We start from the raw sequence: 13,980 nt of genomic DNA on the forward strand, positions 1-13,980 counted from the left end.
GTGAGACAGTGCCATCGGCGCTCGTCTCGTCCAGTGTGTCTCCGAGCAGCGACGAGGCCATGAGCGGCATCTGGGCGGGCGGAGGAAGCGCGCCCATCCATGGCTTGATGGATGACGGTGTCTCCTTCGCGGCGAGTGATCGCGGCGGCTCGTTCGCGCGCAGCGCCCCCGCGAGAACGTCATCGACCCTGACGCTGGGCTATCACGACAGCGCCATGCCCGGCGGCGCATCGAAAGTCGTCGTGAACTACGACGGATGGGCCATCAACGGAGGCGCCGGCTCGCTCCGCGTGAAGCTCTACGATGGCGCGACCCTGCTCGCCACGGGGCCCCTCCACGGACTCACCACCACTCCCGGGAACTTCAGCGACACGTTCGCCAGCTTGGATGTGGCGGACGCAAGGTTGCTCCGGACCGAGCTGCTCTTCGAGAACAGTGCGGCGGCCGGATCGCTGGTCTCGTCCATCATCTGGCTCGACGTCACGGGTCGCAGCGGCACCGGGCTCCAGGGGCAATATTTCGACAACGTCGAATTCACTGGCGCCTCGGTGAGTCGAGTGGATGCCACCGTCGATTTCAATTGGGGAGCGGCCGCGCCTCTCGCCGACCTCGGCGCCGAGACCTTCAGCGTGCGCTGGACGGGCAAGGTCAGCGCCGACCACACGGAGACGTACACCTTCTACACCACCAGCGACGATGGCATCCGCCTGACGGTGAATGGCACGCGCATCATCGACAACTGGACCGCACACGGTGCCATCGAGAACTCCGGGACCAGCGCGCTCCAGGCCGGCGAGCCCTACGACATCGTGCTCGAGTACTTCGAGAACACTGGCAACGCCGTGGCCACACTCTCGTGGTCATCGCCGTCGACGCCCAAGGGCATCATCCCCAAGGAGAACCTCTTCCCCGGCCCCGTGGGCCCTCCCATCCCTGTCACGAGGCTCGACTGCCCTCCGGGTTTCACCAACGAGCTCTTCCGCGACGACTTCGACGGGACTGCCCTCGACACCACGAAGTGGGACGTCATCCAGGGAAACAACAACCCCAGCGGGGGCGCGTTCACGCAGCTCACCAAGATGCTCCGCGCCAACGTGAAGGTGGAGGACGGCAAGCTGAAGGTCGCCTCCAAGCGCCACTGCGCGGACCCCTATCCCAACATCACGCCGGAGAATCCCGCCAGGTGCGCGGGCACGAACTACTACTCGGGCGCATGGCTGAAGGGGAAGGGCACCTTCGCTCCGGGAAGGGGCGCGATGGCCTTCCACGCGAGGATGCCGACCCCTATGCCCGGCACGTTCCCCGCCCTGTGGGCCCGCAACAGCTTCGGCGATGCACGCTATGGCGAGCTCGACCTCATCGAGACCTGGTGGGATTCCCCCAAGGGCACGGCCAATGACCCGAACAAGTTCTCGGCCACCACGCACGTCGGCTCGAGCCCGATGATTCACACCTCGAACAACGAAGTCGGCCCCTTCGCCAATCTGGTCTCCGCGGCCCACGTCTGGGAAGTCGAGTGGGACGCCGCCGCGGTTCCGGCGATTGCCCGATACTACTATCGGGACAGCCTGGGCTCTTCGCGCATCCTGGTGCGGACCGCGACCTACCAGACGTCTGGCTTCAACGGGAGGGTCACCGACGAGGCCTTCCGCACGGCGCTCGCCGATGGGTGGCGCCCCTATATCGACTTCGCGGTGCAGCCGGAGGGGACCTGGAACGTCGGGCCGGACACCGCGGCGGTCTATGACCCGCCAGACCTGGAGGTTGATTCGGTCATCATCTGCGCCCCCTGACGCCAACTGGCGTTGCACTTCCGCTCGATGGAGGCGAGTTGGGCTTCCGCGCCAAACTGAGCCTGGAGCCAGCGGTGGCTCGGTCAGCCCTGGGATGCCGCGGGCTGGCCGGGCTTGGAGGTCGTCGGAGCCGAGGGTGGGCGCCCGCGTTCGACGGCGTCCAGGCGGGCCATGGTCTGCGCGTAGAGGTGGTCCAGCTTGGAGTGGAGCTGGGTGACCTCCATGCCGGCGCGGATGTTGGCTTCGTACTCGACGTCGGAGCGGATGCGGTCCTTGGCGGCCTGCCGGCTCTGGCTGATGAGGACGAAGCAGGACAGGAAGATGGCCTCCAGGCTGACCACCATGGTGAGCAGGCCGAAGGGGAACGGGTCGAACGCGTGGAACGTGGGAATCCATCCCAGGTTGATGGTGATCCACACCGCGAACCACACGGCGTGCAGCATCATGAAGGTGAAGGTACCGCTGAAGGCGGCCAGTCCATCCGCGAGTCGTTGGATGGTCGTCAGTCGCTCCTCCACCATCTCGTTGGGGCTGAGTGATGGCCGGCTGTGCAGCATCTTGTCTGCTTCGCGCAGGCGACGGCCGATGGCGGTCAGCACGTCCATGGCGCTGGAGGGGTGGCGCCGGAAGAGGAGCTCGAGGTCGGCGCGGTCCACCTTGAGGGCGGACGTTTCCTGGATGGCGCGGGCATCCGCGCTGCGCGGGTCTCCATCCAGCAGGGACAGCTCGCCGAAGAAGTCGCCGCGCCGCGCGGTCTCGAAGACGATGACCTGGCCGGTGGTGTCCTCGACGGAGATTTGAACCTCGCCGGAGCTGACGATGTAGATGGCGCCGCCGGGGTCTCCTCGGCTGAACACCTTCTCTCCGGCGGACAGGCGCACTTCCTCGAGCTGGTTTGCGAGCAGCGCGCGCTCCTCGTCATCGAGGGCGGCGAAGAGGGGCACTTCCTTGAGCAGGGCGACGTCGGCGGGCATGACGCGGAGTTCCTCGCGAAGGGCTGCACCGTGCGCTCCGCAGGCTGGCACCTTCCGAGCAATTCGCCCAGCGTCACCGTGTCACGGGACGATGGTTTTCCCAGGGCCGAAAAGTAGGGCCCGGCCGGATGACTGTGGCTCCAACGAGTCGCGGTGCTTTCGCGACGTGGCTCACGGCGAAGGGGATTCGCGGGAGGTTTTCGGCTCGACGGTGGAGGCGACGTTCTGCGGGGTACCGTCGGAGAAGGGCCTGACGTCGAACTGGACGCGGACGGAGCGGCCGGGCTTCAGGTTCTCGCGCAGATAGGTCTCGATGTCCTGGTCGCGCGGGACAGTCGCTCCGGCGATGCGTGTCTGGTGTGTCACGCGGATGGGAATCGAAGCGCCGCTGGGACCGGTGACGAAGAGTGTTCCCGGCGCGGTTCCGAGCACCGGGCCGGAGAAGGCCCGAGGTGTGCCGCTCGTGCCCTCGGCATCCGGGGCAGGGGAGGGACGGGCCGAGTCCCCGCTCGCCTGGGTGTCCACGGCCAGGGCCAGGGGAGGCGTGCTCAGCAGGAGTCCGAGGAGCAGGTGCTGGGTCCATCGTTTCATTCGAGACCTCCTGGGCTGAGCGGAGCAGTCGTCCACGGGAAGCATGGCCACTGACACGCTTGAAGGCAGGGCCTGCCTGTCCGGTCGGGGGCTGATAGGGTCGGCCCGATGCCGGGACGGGCATGGTGAACAAGTGCCGACGTCCGGCGGGGGGAAGTGCGCATGCGAAGGACAACCTGGGTGATTTGCCTCGGGATTCTGCTGTGGGCCTGCGCGACGCCATCGAGTGTGGTGCACCGCGATGCCGCGCTGCTGCCGGTTGATGACGTGTCCGCCGAAGAGTGTGCCGCGGCAGCAGAGGACGACAGCGGGTGTGTCGCCCTGTCGTGCGCGAGTGGCGAATGCGGTCTGTACCGGTGCGAGGACCTTGCTTCCGCTCCGGTGGCCTTCCGTGGGCCGATGCCGGCGTCGGCCGCGGCCTCACAGCAGCGAATGCGGGGCCCAGCCCAACCTCTCCCGGGCCGAGGCCCCGTGCTCGTCATCCCGTGGCATCGTGCCGAGGAGTTGCCGAGCCAGGCGCGACTCCGAAAGGCGTATGCCGAGTGGGCCAGTGTCCCGAAGGAGAAGCACCACATTTTCCCTCGCGCGCTCGAGAACTACTTCACCTTGCGTGGCATCAACATCCACGAGTTCGCCCTTGCCATCGACGTGCGGCGTCATCGCCAAATCCACGATGGCAAAGACGGCGGACCGTGGAACGCGGATTGGCGCGCTTTCATTGAGGCGAAGGAGCGAGGCATCAGTAAGGCTACGAAGTGGGAACTGATGGAGCACGCGGGCTTCATGATTCAGAAGTATCATCTGGTCGGAATGCCCATGTCCTACTGGACGAAGCTCGATGAGTTGTTCGCTGTGCCGACAAGCGGAGTTGGAGGGAAGTGATGCGCTATTTCGAGTTGCGTCGCTCGCTGCCGCATCGCGACCCGGCCTACCCAGGGGGGTATCAAGCCGAGCATCGATGGGGGCTTCCAGGTGCGGTGTGTCCCACCTGCCATGGCGAGTGGGCCAGACTTGGACTCGACTATCCGGCAGTCGACCTGACCACGCTGTCGAGTGAGCGCGAGTATCGCAAGGCTCGACAGACGATGTGGGACGAGTACTCGCGGCTCCGTGATGCCGTGATGCCGTTGCTACCGGCGGGTGCGCTGGTTGCGCCAGGTACGCACCTGGGGCCGTTGGTGGGCAGGGCCCGCGGCAACCTGCCGCCTGTCGTGCTCCAGGAGTCGTGGAGGTTGCTGGTTCATGGTGACGTGCTCCAGCAACTCGAGGATGCGAAACTCACGGGCATCACACCCGTTGAGGCGCGCATCAGCGGGAGCAAGCGCGGCCCTCTGTACGAACTCGCACTCATGCCGCAAGGGAGATTGGCATCAGAATGCCAGCCGCGATTCTACGGCAGTGGTCCCTGTGCCAACTGTGGCATGCAGGAGTACGACATCCCCGAACCGTGGTGGATGGACGCGACCAGCCCTCCGTCCCTGGATCTGGTCCGCTTCGCCATGATGCCGACCCTCATCCTGGCGAGTGAGCGGTGCGTCGAGGTCCTTGGCGAACTGCTGCCTCTCAGCGGAGTGCTCGCGGTGGAGGTTCCGACGACGCCTCCGCCTGTTCCTCATCGCGGAGCGCAGCCGTAGACGTCTGCTTGACGTCGACCATCCAGCGGGCTCGATCCTCCGGTGCCGCACCATGGACGCCAAACGACTTGAAGCGCTCTTGCACCAACTCCTGCGCATCGCCGCGCTCGGATGGGTAGGCGGCGAGTGTCTCACCGCTCCCATGCGGGACCAGCCCAGGGGAATGAACCTCGCCATCCTCGGATGGACGATGGACGCTCCCTTCGTGCCAGCGTAGGGTCCGCGCCCGTTCCCCCTTTCTCCCGAGTGAGAAACCCATGGTCTCGGCCATCTTCAATCCGGCCCGCTGGACGCCCGTCGAGGGCCACAAGTTCAAGGACATCACCTTCCACCGCGCGGTGGACCAGGGCACGGTGCGCATCGCGTTCAACCGTCCCGAGGTGCGCAACGCCTTCCGTCCCCGCACCGTCGACGAACTGTCCAAGGCGCTGGAGGCCACGCGCTTCATGACGGACGTGGGCTGCGTGCTCATCACCGGCAACGGCCCGTCCCCCAAGGACGGCGGCTGGGCGTTCTGCTCGGGCGGAGACCAGCGCATCCGCGGCAAGGACGGCTACAAGTACGAGGGAGAGGAAGGCGAGTCCGACCCGGCACGCCTCGGACGGCTGCACATCCTGGAAGTCCAGCGGCAGATCCGCTTCCTCCCCAAGGCGGTCATCGCCGTGGTGCCGGGGTGGGCCGTGGGCGGTGGACACAGCCTGCATGTCGTCTGCGACATGACCATCGCGAGCCAGGAGCACGCGGTGTTCAAGCAGACCGACGCGGACGTGGCCAGCTTCGATGGTGGCTATGGCTCGGCGCTGCTGGCGCGGCAGATTGGCCAGAAGCGGGCGCGCGAAATCTTCTTCGTGGGCGCGAACTACTCGGCGCAGGAGGCCTTCCAGATGGGAATGGTCAACGCCGTGGTGCCCCACGAGAAGCTGGAGGACTTCGCGCTGGAGTGGGCGGCGGAGATCAACACCAAGAGCCCCACCGCCATCAAGATGCTGAAGTACGCCTTCAACCTGCCCGACGACGGTCTGGTGGGGCAGCAGCTCTTCGCGGGCGAGGCCACGCGCCTGGCCTACGGCACCGAAGAGGCCCAGGAAGGCCGCGACGCCTTCGTGCAGAAGCGCAAGCGCGACTTCAAGCGCTTCCCCTGGAGCTACTGAACCGCGCTTCGCTTCGTGAGACTCGGCCCGCTTCGGAGACACCCCAGAGCGGGCCGTTCACATGCTTCAGCTGCCTACACGGTGAAGACCACGGACGGCGCGGAGCGCTTCGCCGGGCCATGGTAGACGGCTTCGATGTTGTTACCGTCCGGGTCCAGCACGAAGGCCGCGTAGTAGCCCGGGTGGTAGGGCCGCTCACCTGGGCCGCCGTTGTCCTTCCCACCGGCCGCGAGCGCGACCTCGTAGACGCGCTTCACCATCTCCTGGTCCTTCGCCTGGAAGGCCAGATGGACGCCGCGTCCACTCGGCGCACCGGGGTCCGCGGTGCTGACGAACAGCTCGTCCGCGAAGAAGTTGTCGGGGCCATGCGAGCCCAGCGGGATGCCCAACACTTCGAGAATGGCCTGATAGAACCGCTTGCTCGCCGCCAGGTCCTTGGCGCGGAGGTGGACGTGGTCGAGCATCCGGCCTCTGTGAAATTCCATGGTGCTCCTCGCGGAAATGTGCGCCCCTGAGGGGGTACGCGTGGAGGCGCGAGGCTGCCATGAAACCCCATTTCCTGACCTTCTTTTGCGAGCTGGCTCCGGAGCCACTTCGCGAACTGTTCAACACCGAAGGCGTCATCGACGATCTCCAGGCGATGCGCGCCGGCGTGAGCCTGGGACTCCTGGACTTGAGCCCCGAGCGAGCCGATGTGGTGCGCCGCCTGAACCGCGCGGGCATCCCCGTCACGGCGTGGCTCCTGCTCCCTCCGGAGCAGGGCTACTGGTTCCACGCGGGCAACGTGCTGCAAGCGCGTGCGCGCTACGAAGCCTTCAGGACGTGGACGGACGACGAGAAGCTCGAGTGGGCCGGCGTGGGGTTGGACATCGAGCCCGATATCCAGGAGCTGCGCAGGTGGGCCGAAGCGCCGCTGCGGAGTCTTCCTGGGATGCTCTCGCGGCTCATCCTCCGAGGAGGTCGCTCCCGCGAGGCGAGGGCGGGCTACCACGCGCTGGTGGAGCGCATCCGCGTGGATGGCTACCGCGTGGACGCGTACCAGTTCCCCTTCATCGTGGATGAGCGCCAGGCGCGCTCCTCCGTGCTGCGGCGCGTGGCGGGTCTGGTGGACGTGCCCGCGGACCGGGAGGTGCTGATGCTCTACACCAGCTTCGTGCGTCCCCGAGGCGCCGCGCTCCTGTGGAGCTACGCGCCGGGCACGGGCTCGCTCGCGGTGGGCAGCACAGGGGGCGGCGTGGAGCTGCCAGGGGTCCTCTCGGCGCCGCCGCTGGACTGGACGGAGCTGTCGCGCGACTTGCGGCTCGCGGTGCGCTGGACGCATGACCTGCACGTCTTCAGCCTGGAGGGCTGCGTGAAGCAGGGCTTCCTGTCGCGGCTGCGCGTGTTCGACTGGGACGCTCCCGTGGACCCTCCCTGGGTGGAGTCGCGGCGCGTGGACGCGGTGCGCCGGGCCGCGCGCAGTGTGCTCCACGCGTCGGGCCGGTTGCTGCGCTGACAGGGGAGGGGGCGCACGCAGTGTCGGGGTGGGTGTGGAAGTCACCTCGCGTCATGGTGCCTTGGATGACGTGAAGGGTTGACGCTCGAAACGCGCGGCAGTGTCATGCGCCCCGATTCCCCGAGCTGTTGCCCCGCCCTGCTCGGGAAGGGAACGACATGACCGACCTCCCCCAGACGTCGAAGCTCCTCGGCGTGCTGCTGTTGTCCGCGAGCCTGCTCCAGGCCGCGCCCGCCGTGGCCGCCTCCCCCGTCAAGTCCTCGGCGGTGCCGAACGGAAACTTCGAGGTGGCCGGAGGGTCCTCCTCGGTGCCCGCGTTCTGGCGCTCGCAGGGACCTGGCAAGGTGGCCTCCAGCGCCGAGGGCAAGGTGGAGGGCTCGCGCGGCCTGCTCATCGAGAGCCCTCAGGGCGGTGGCGAGACCACCGTCGAGTCCGAGAACCTCCAGCTCCAGGTGGGCCAGCTCTACCGGCTCAGCGCCTGGGTGCGGACCAAGGGCGTCCAGGTCGACCCCCAGGCCCGCTATCCCACGGCCCACGGCGCCTGCTTCTCGATGAAGAGCTTCCCCTTCACCAACTGCGCACCCGCCCCGGGCGGTGAGGCCGGCACCCGCGCCTCCGTCCTCTTCTTCGCCACCCAGTCCTCGGACCGCGTGCAGCTCCACCTGGGCCGCAACGGCAAGGCCACCGGCTCCGTCTGGTATGACGATGTCCGCCTGGAGCCCGTGGAGGACATCACCGCGTATGTCCCGATGGAGTCCGTGCGCTGGGCGGGCAAGGGCTTCCGCTACGACGACGGCGGGTGGATCTACGTCCACATCGAGGGCGAGCCCTACGAGCGCGGCGTCCAGTTCGGTGAACTGACCTCGCAGGAAATCGTCCGGTACATGGAGAAGCTCGGCATCCAGAAGGACAAGACGGATGCGGCCAAGGGATGGAGCCACCAGCGACTGCTCGCGGACTCGCTCTTCCTGCGCAAGTTCGACGCCGAGTACCTGGAGGAGATGAAGGGCATCGCCGACGGCGCGAACAAGGCCGGCGCGAAGTTCAAGGACCGCGAGCTGGACGTGCTCGACATCGTCACGCTCAACACCGCCGTGGACGCGGGCCAGTTGGAGGAGGCCAACCGCGCCACCTCCACCTCGCTGTCCGGCCGCACCTTCCTCAAGGCCGACGAGGAGGCCGAGCGCGGAGGCAAGGGTGACCACTGCTCCTCCTTCGTCGCCACCAAGTCCGCGACGAAGGACGGCCGCGCCATCATCGGGCAGATTTTCATGTGGAACGGCTACACCGGCGTCCACTGGGACGTGGTGCTGGACGTGCAGCCCACCCGAGGCCACCGCTTCGTGATGCAGACCTTCCCGGGCGGCATCCACAGCGGCGCGGACTGGTTCATCAACTCCGCGGGCATCGTCATCGGCGAGACGACGGTGGGACAGACCCCGTTCGACCTGAATGGCTCCCCGCAGAGCAACCGCATCCGCAAGGCGGCGCAGTACGCGTCCTCCATCGATGACGTCGCGCGCATCATGAAGGACAACAACAACGGCCTGTACACCAACGACTGGACGCTCGCGGACACGAAGACGGACGAGGGCGCCTGCCTGTTGCTCGGCACGAAGAAGACGCGGCTGTGGCGCACCGGTAGCAAGGGCAACACCTCCGACACGCCGGGCAACCTCAAGGACTTCATCTGGGCGAACAACAACAACCGCGACTTGGAGGTCCGCAAGGAGTCCGTCTCCAGCCCGGACAACGCGCCCGCGGACCTGGCCTTCAACACCTGGAACCGCGACATCGCCTTCTGGGAGCACTACGCGAAGTTCGGCAAGAAGGGGTTCGACCTGGACTCCGCCACGCGGATGATGGCCTCCAGCCCCATCAACCGCCCGCACGCGTGCGACGGCAAGGTGACCACGTCGGAGATGGCCGAGAAGCTGATGTTCCTGGCCCACTACGGCAAGACGACGCTGCGCGAGAAGATGATTGGCAGCCGCTTCATGCCGGACCTTCCCGGCGCCACGCCGCACCTGTCGCTGGGCTACACGACGTTCAGCCCCATCTACGTCGCCGCCAAATTGAAGGAGGCGCGCAAGACGTGGAAGGCGCCCGAGGAGCCCCAGGCCGCCAAGCGGGACTTCTCCCGGGTGAAGGACGCGGTCGGCTTCGACAAGTCGCTCCTGTGGGCAAACACCCTGTTCCCCGCGTCGGACGGGGAGAACTGGCTCATCAGCGGCACGTCCGCGTACTGGAAGCTCTTGCGCGACGTGTCGGCGCACGAGGACAAGCAGGACAAGGCCTTCGACGCGCAGCGCGACGTGCTCGCGGACCTCAATGACCGCTACCTCTTCACCACCTCGCGAGAGGCGGACGTGCTGCCCGCCTCCGTCAAGACGGAGTACGGCCGCTATGGCACCTATCTGGTGCCGCGCATCAAGGGCACCTTCGCGCTGCACCAGTTGCGCCTGCTGTTGGGCAACGCGGACTTCTCCAAGGTGATGAACGCCGTCCACGCGCGCTACGCGAACAAGGACATCTCCACCGCGGACTTCAAGCGCACCGCGCAGGAGGCGGTGGGCAAGGACGTGGGCTCCTTCGTCGGCCAGTGGCTGGAGCGCACGGGCCTGCCGCAGCCGCGCTTCCGCGCCACCGCCGCGCAGGTGAAGGACGGCTATGAGGTGACGCTCAAGGTGGAGCAGCCCGGCCCGAAGCCCTGGCACTTCGTCACGCTGGTGGAGGTGCACACGGCGAAGGGCTCCACGCTGGAGCGCGTGGAGGTGAAGGGCACCGCGAGCGAGACGTTCGTCCTGCGCACCAAGGAGGCGCCCGTGCGCGTCGTCTTCAACGCGGGCAATGACATTCCGGTGCCGCGCGAGCGCTACCAGGTCCTGGCCAACCAGACGGATGCCTGGGAGAAGCTGCTGATGGTGCACGGCACCGCCCGGCAGACGGAGTCCATGCGCACGCTGGTGCTGGGCTACCGCGAGTCGCTGGCGGATGTCTTCACCGAGCGGCTGGTCCCCGTGGCGCCGGACTTCGAGGTGACGGACGCGCAGCTGGCGGATCGCGACCTGGTCGTCTTCGGCGGGGCGGAGGACAACGCGCTGCTCGCCCGGCTGGCCCAGGAGAAGAAGCTCCCCATGGAGCTGGGCCGCCGCTTCTTCCGCTGGCAGGGCAAGACGTATGGCCGCCCGGACGACGGCATCGCCCTGGCCCTGCCCAACCCCTGGAACCCCAAGCGCGCCCTGTACCTCTTCGTCGCCAACAGCGGCATCCAGCTGTGGCACATGACGCGGACCTACCAGCGCAACCTCCAGGGCTGGGCCCTGTTCCGGAACGGCGACGTGACGACGAAGGGCTTCCATGACGTGGAGGCCCTGTCGCAGGACGTGACGGTGACGCCGGCTCCCGCGCCCGTCGTGCCTCCGGTGCCCGCCCCCGCCACCTCGGTGCCCGCTCCCGTCATGGGCCAGCGCTGAGGGCCTGAGGCGGGAGTGGGCGCTCGCGGCCTCGCCTCCTGAACGGGGGCGGGGCCGGAAACGGCTGTTTCCACGAAATTGCAGCCAGGGCGGGGGACTCCCCGAGGAATAGGGCGGGCGCGCGGGTGTTTTTCCTGCCTGCCCGGATGGACGACGACCACTCGGGTCCGGCAGCATCCCCCGTCCCTTTTTCCTCTCGGAACCTCATGAGCCCCAAGAAGTCCATTGCCCACCGAGCCTGGGCGACCAGTGCCCTCGGAACCCTGTTGCTGACCGGCTGCGCCAGCGCGCCGCAGCCCGCGCCCACCGAGGCGACTCCGCCTCCCGCCGCGTCCACGCCCGCGCCCGTCGCGGAGGCCGTGTCGGAGGAGGCGGTTCGTGCACTCGGCGTCGAGCTGAAGAACCTGGACCGCAGCATCCGTCCCCAGGATGACTTCTACCGGTTCGTCAACGGGACCTGGCTGAAGAACACGCCCATCCCCGCGGACCGCGCCCGCTATGGCTCGTTCATCGAGCTGGCGGACAAGTCCGAGCTGGCCCTGCGCGCCATCATCGAGGAGTCCGCCACCGCGAAGGAGCGCGCGCCGGGCTCCACCGCGCAGAAGGTGGGCGACCTGTACAACAGCTTCATGGATACCGAGCGCATCGAGTCGCTCGGCGTGAAGCCGATTGCCCAGGAGCTCGCGCGGGTGAAGGGCCTGAAGGACAAGGCGCAGCTGCCGGAGCTGTTCGCGGAGCTCCAGCGCAGCGGCATCCAGACGCCCTTCGCCTTCTTCGTGGGCCAGGACCAGAAGCAGGCCACGCGCTACATCGCGTACGTCAGCCAGAGCGGCCTGGGCCTGCCGGACCGGGACTACTATTCCAAGCAGGAGCCGCGCTTCATCGAGATTCGCGCCGCCTACGTGGCGTACATCGAGAAGCTCTTCACCCTGGCCGGTGAGAAGGACGCGAAGAAGGCGGCCGAGGCCATCCTCGCGCTCGAGACGACGCTGGCCGACAAGAGCTGGGACCGGGTGAAGAGCCGGGACCGCGAGGCCACCTACAACCTCAAGAGCGTCAAGGAGGCGGAGGCACTCACCCCCGGCTTCTCGTGGACGCGCTTCTTCAAGGCCGCGGGTGCCCAGGCGACGCCCGCCGTCATCGTCCGCCAGCCGACGTACTTCGAGGCCCTGTCGGGACTCGTCAAGACGACGCCGCTGCCCGTGCTCAAGCAGTACCTGACGTTCAAGGTGCTGGCCGGCCGCGCGCCGATGCTGTCGAGCCCCTTCGAGCAGGCCTCGTTCGAGTTCTACGGCAAGACGCTGCAGGGCCTTCAGGAGAACCGTCCGCGCTGGAAGCGCGGCGTGTCGGCGGTGGAGGACTCGCTGGGCGAGGCCGTGGGCCAGCTCTACGTGGAGCGCCACTTCAGCCCCGCGTCGAAGCAGCGCATGGTGGAGCTGGTCAACAACCTGCGTGAGGCCTTCCGTCAGGGCATCGACGGGCTGGACTGGATGAGCGCCGAGACGAAGGCGCAGGCCCAGGCGAAGCTGTCCAAGTTCAACGTGAAGATCGGCTACCCGGACAAGTGGCGGGACTACTCGCGCCTGGAGATCGTCGCGGGCGACCTGCTGGGCAACGTCCGTCGCGGTGATGCGTTCGACTTCCAGCGGATGGTGGACAAGCTGGGCAAGCCCATCGACCGCGAGGAGTGGGGCATGCCGCCGCAGATGGTGAATGCCTACTACAGCTCCACGATGAACGAGATTGTCTTCCCGGCCGCCATCCTCCAGCCGCCGTTCTTCAACCCGGACGCGGACGACGCGACGAACTACGGCGCCATCGGCGCGGTGATTGGCCACGAAATCAGCCACGGCTTCGATGACCAGGGCAGCCGCTCGGATGGCGACGGCAACCTGCGCAACTGGTGGACGGAGAAGGACCAGGCCGGCTTCAAGCAGCGCACGTCCGTGCTGGTGGCCCAGTACGCCGGCTTCAGCCCGCTGGAGTCGATGAACGTCAACGGCGAGCTGACCCTGGGCGAGAACATCGGCGACCTGAGCGGCCTCGCGGTCGCCTACAAGGCGTACAACATGTCCCTCCAGGGCAAGGCGGCGCCGTCCATCGCCGGCTTCACCGGCCCCCAGCGCTTCTTCCTCGGCTGGGCGCAGGTCTGGCGTGGCCTGTACCGCGACGACGCCATGCGGCAGATGCTGCTCACCGACACCCACTCGCCGCCGCAGTACCGCGTCAACGGCGTGGTGCGGAACATGGCGGAGTTCTACGAGGCGTTCGGCGTGAAGGAAGGCGACGCCGGCTGGCTCGCCCCCGAGAAGCGCGTGAAGATCTGGTAGCTCCCTGACGCTCCCACCGTCCGACGTGGGCGGTGGGACAGGGTGGGGTGCTTGCTCGGCCCCACCCTGAAGGGCCCCACGAGGCCGCCTGGACAGGGCCTCTGGGATGTTTACGCTGGGGCACCCCGTCACCGAGGTCCCTCTCGTGAGCTCCCTGTTGCTTCGACTGGTCTGTGGTCTGTTGTTCTCCGCGCTGGTGTTGGGGGCTGTCGTTCATCCTCCCGACAACCTCACGCAAGGACTGGGGATGATGCTCCCCGCGAGCATGCTGCTGGGCGTGGCCCTCAAGGGCCCCCGTCGCGGCATCATCCCGAAGAAGAAGGTCCCCGTGGCCGTGCCGGTGGAAGAAGCGCCGCCGCGCGCGTGAGGGCGCCCCGCGTCACGCCTCTTTCGCAAGGGTTTTCCGCAACGGTCCCTTGAGGGCTCGTCCTGGGACGAGGTTCTCGGGACGCAGGGGCGTAATCGGTGGGCCTCGTCTCGTGGCGGGAATGAGCCACCAGGGGAGGGCGGGTGTCGTCTAACGGGGCAAGCGAGGT

The 13,980-nt window shown here is 67.4% G+C and carries 12 protein-coding genes; 9 read left to right on the forward strand and 3 right to left on the reverse strand.

The window, feature by feature from the left end:
• Positions 1-59 precede the first annotated feature (59 nt).
• Positions 60-1,793 (forward strand): PA14 domain-containing protein, encoded by a 1,734-nt coding sequence (locus tag HUA74_RS41020; protein ID WP_174458934.1) that lies wholly within the window; start codon positions 60-62, stop codon positions 1,791-1,793.
• Positions 1,794-1,876: 83 nt separating this feature from the next.
• On the opposite strand, the gene HUA74_RS41025 is transcribed toward HUA74_RS41020, so the two are convergent.
• Together HUA74_RS41025 and HUA74_RS41030 are read right to left on the reverse strand one after the other, a co-directional pair.
• Positions 1,877-2,767 carry a DUF1003 domain-containing protein gene (locus tag HUA74_RS41025; protein WP_174458935.1) on the reverse strand — a complete coding sequence of 297 codons (891 nt, stop codon included), beginning with the start codon at positions 2,765-2,767 and terminating at the stop codon, positions 1,877-1,879.
• A gap of 171 nt (positions 2,768-2,938) precedes the next feature.
• A complete protein-coding gene (locus HUA74_RS41030) occupies positions 2,939-3,358 on the reverse strand; it encodes a hypothetical protein (protein ID WP_174458936.1) in 420 nt (139 codons plus the stop codon).
• Positions 3,359-3,520: 162 nt separating this feature from the next.
• On the opposite strand from HUA74_RS41030, the gene HUA74_RS41035 reads away from it, so the two are divergent.
• Genes HUA74_RS41035 through HUA74_RS41050 form a run of 4 tightly spaced genes read left to right on the forward strand, consistent with a single transcriptional unit; the run spans position 3,521 to position 6,143 of the window.
• Positions 3,521-4,240, forward strand: coding sequence for a TIGR02269 family lipoprotein (locus HUA74_RS41035; RefSeq protein ID WP_174458937.1), 720 nt, complete (start codon positions 3,521-3,523; stop codon positions 4,238-4,240).
• Positions 4,240-4,992 carry a double-CXXCG motif protein gene (locus tag HUA74_RS41040; protein WP_141647647.1) on the forward strand — a complete coding sequence of 251 codons (753 nt, stop codon included), beginning with the start codon at positions 4,240-4,242 and terminating at the stop codon, positions 4,990-4,992. Before HUA74_RS41035 ends, HUA74_RS41040 begins: the two co-directional genes overlap by 1 nt.
• Before the next feature lie 52 nt (positions 4,993-5,044).
• Positions 5,045-5,209, forward strand: coding sequence for a hypothetical protein (locus HUA74_RS41045; protein WP_174458938.1), 165 nt, complete (start codon positions 5,045-5,047; stop codon positions 5,207-5,209).
• A gap of 40 nt (positions 5,210-5,249) precedes the next feature.
• Positions 5,250-6,143: a 1,4-dihydroxy-2-naphthoyl-CoA synthase gene (locus HUA74_RS41050; RefSeq protein WP_141647648.1), complete on the forward strand. Its 894-nt coding sequence runs from the start codon at positions 5,250-5,252 to the stop codon at positions 6,141-6,143.
• A 74-nt stretch (positions 6,144-6,217) separates the two neighbouring features.
• Here the strand turns inward: HUA74_RS41050 and HUA74_RS41055 are convergent, their stop codons facing one another.
• Positions 6,218-6,628 carry a VOC family protein gene (locus HUA74_RS41055; RefSeq protein ID WP_141647649.1) on the reverse strand — a complete coding sequence of 137 codons (411 nt, stop codon included), beginning with the start codon at positions 6,626-6,628 and terminating at the stop codon, positions 6,218-6,220.
• 59 nt (positions 6,629-6,687) lie between these two features.
• Between HUA74_RS41055 and HUA74_RS41060 the strand changes: the two genes are divergently transcribed.
• From HUA74_RS41060 to HUA74_RS41075, 4 genes are all read left to right on the forward strand, one after another.
• Positions 6,688-7,638, forward strand: a complete 951-nt coding sequence (locus HUA74_RS41060; protein WP_141647650.1) for a hypothetical protein — start codon at positions 6,688-6,690, stop codon at positions 7,636-7,638.
• Positions 7,639-7,796: 158 nt separating this feature from the next.
• Positions 7,797-11,114, forward strand: a complete 3,318-nt coding sequence (locus HUA74_RS41065) for a C45 family autoproteolytic acyltransferase/hydolase (RefSeq protein ID WP_174458939.1) — start codon at positions 7,797-7,799, stop codon at positions 11,112-11,114.
• A 206-nt stretch (positions 11,115-11,320) separates the two neighbouring features.
• Positions 11,321-13,444 (forward strand): M13 family metallopeptidase, encoded by a 2,124-nt coding sequence (locus HUA74_RS41070; protein ID WP_174458940.1) that lies wholly within the window; start codon positions 11,321-11,323, stop codon positions 13,442-13,444.
• Positions 13,445-13,589: 145 nt separating this feature from the next.
• A complete protein-coding gene (locus tag HUA74_RS41075; RefSeq protein ID WP_141648779.1) occupies positions 13,590-13,811 on the forward strand; it encodes a hypothetical protein in 222 nt (73 codons plus the stop codon).
• Positions 13,812-13,980: the final 169 nt, after the last annotated feature.

Source organism: Myxococcus sp. CA051A (genome assembly GCF_013336705.1).
Lineage (GTDB): Bacteria > Myxococcota > Myxococcia > Myxococcales > Myxococcaceae > Myxococcus > Myxococcus llanfairpwllgwyngyllgogerychwyrndrobwllllantysiliogogogochensis.

Bases quoted from the DNA above. Each gene is read 5' to 3' on its own strand.
- HUA74_RS41020 (WP_174458934.1), top strand. From the start codon at position 60: ATGAGCGGCATCTGGGCGGGCGGAGGAAGCGCGCCCATCCATGGCTTG.
- HUA74_RS41025 (WP_174458935.1), bottom strand. From the start codon at position 2,767: ATGCCCGCCGACGTCGCCCTGCTCAAGGAAGTGCCCCTCTTCGCCGCC.
- HUA74_RS41030 (WP_174458936.1), bottom strand. From the start codon at position 3,358: ATGAAACGATGGACCCAGCACCTGCTCCTCGGACTCCTGCTGAGCACG.
- HUA74_RS41035 (WP_174458937.1), top strand. From the start codon at position 3,521: ATGCGAAGGACAACCTGGGTGATTTGCCTCGGGATTCTGCTGTGGGCC.
- HUA74_RS41040 (WP_141647647.1), top strand. From the start codon at position 4,240: ATGCGCTATTTCGAGTTGCGTCGCTCGCTGCCGCATCGCGACCCGGCC.
- HUA74_RS41045 (WP_174458938.1), top strand. From the start codon at position 5,045: ATGGACGCCAAACGACTTGAAGCGCTCTTGCACCAACTCCTGCGCATC.
- HUA74_RS41050 (WP_141647648.1), top strand. From the start codon at position 5,250: ATGGTCTCGGCCATCTTCAATCCGGCCCGCTGGACGCCCGTCGAGGGC.
- HUA74_RS41055 (WP_141647649.1), bottom strand. From the start codon at position 6,628: ATGGAATTTCACAGAGGCCGGATGCTCGACCACGTCCACCTCCGCGCC.
- HUA74_RS41060 (WP_141647650.1), top strand. From the start codon at position 6,688: ATGAAACCCCATTTCCTGACCTTCTTTTGCGAGCTGGCTCCGGAGCCA.
- HUA74_RS41065 (WP_174458939.1), top strand. From the start codon at position 7,797: ATGACCGACCTCCCCCAGACGTCGAAGCTCCTCGGCGTGCTGCTGTTG.
- HUA74_RS41070 (WP_174458940.1), top strand. From the start codon at position 11,321: ATGAGCCCCAAGAAGTCCATTGCCCACCGAGCCTGGGCGACCAGTGCC.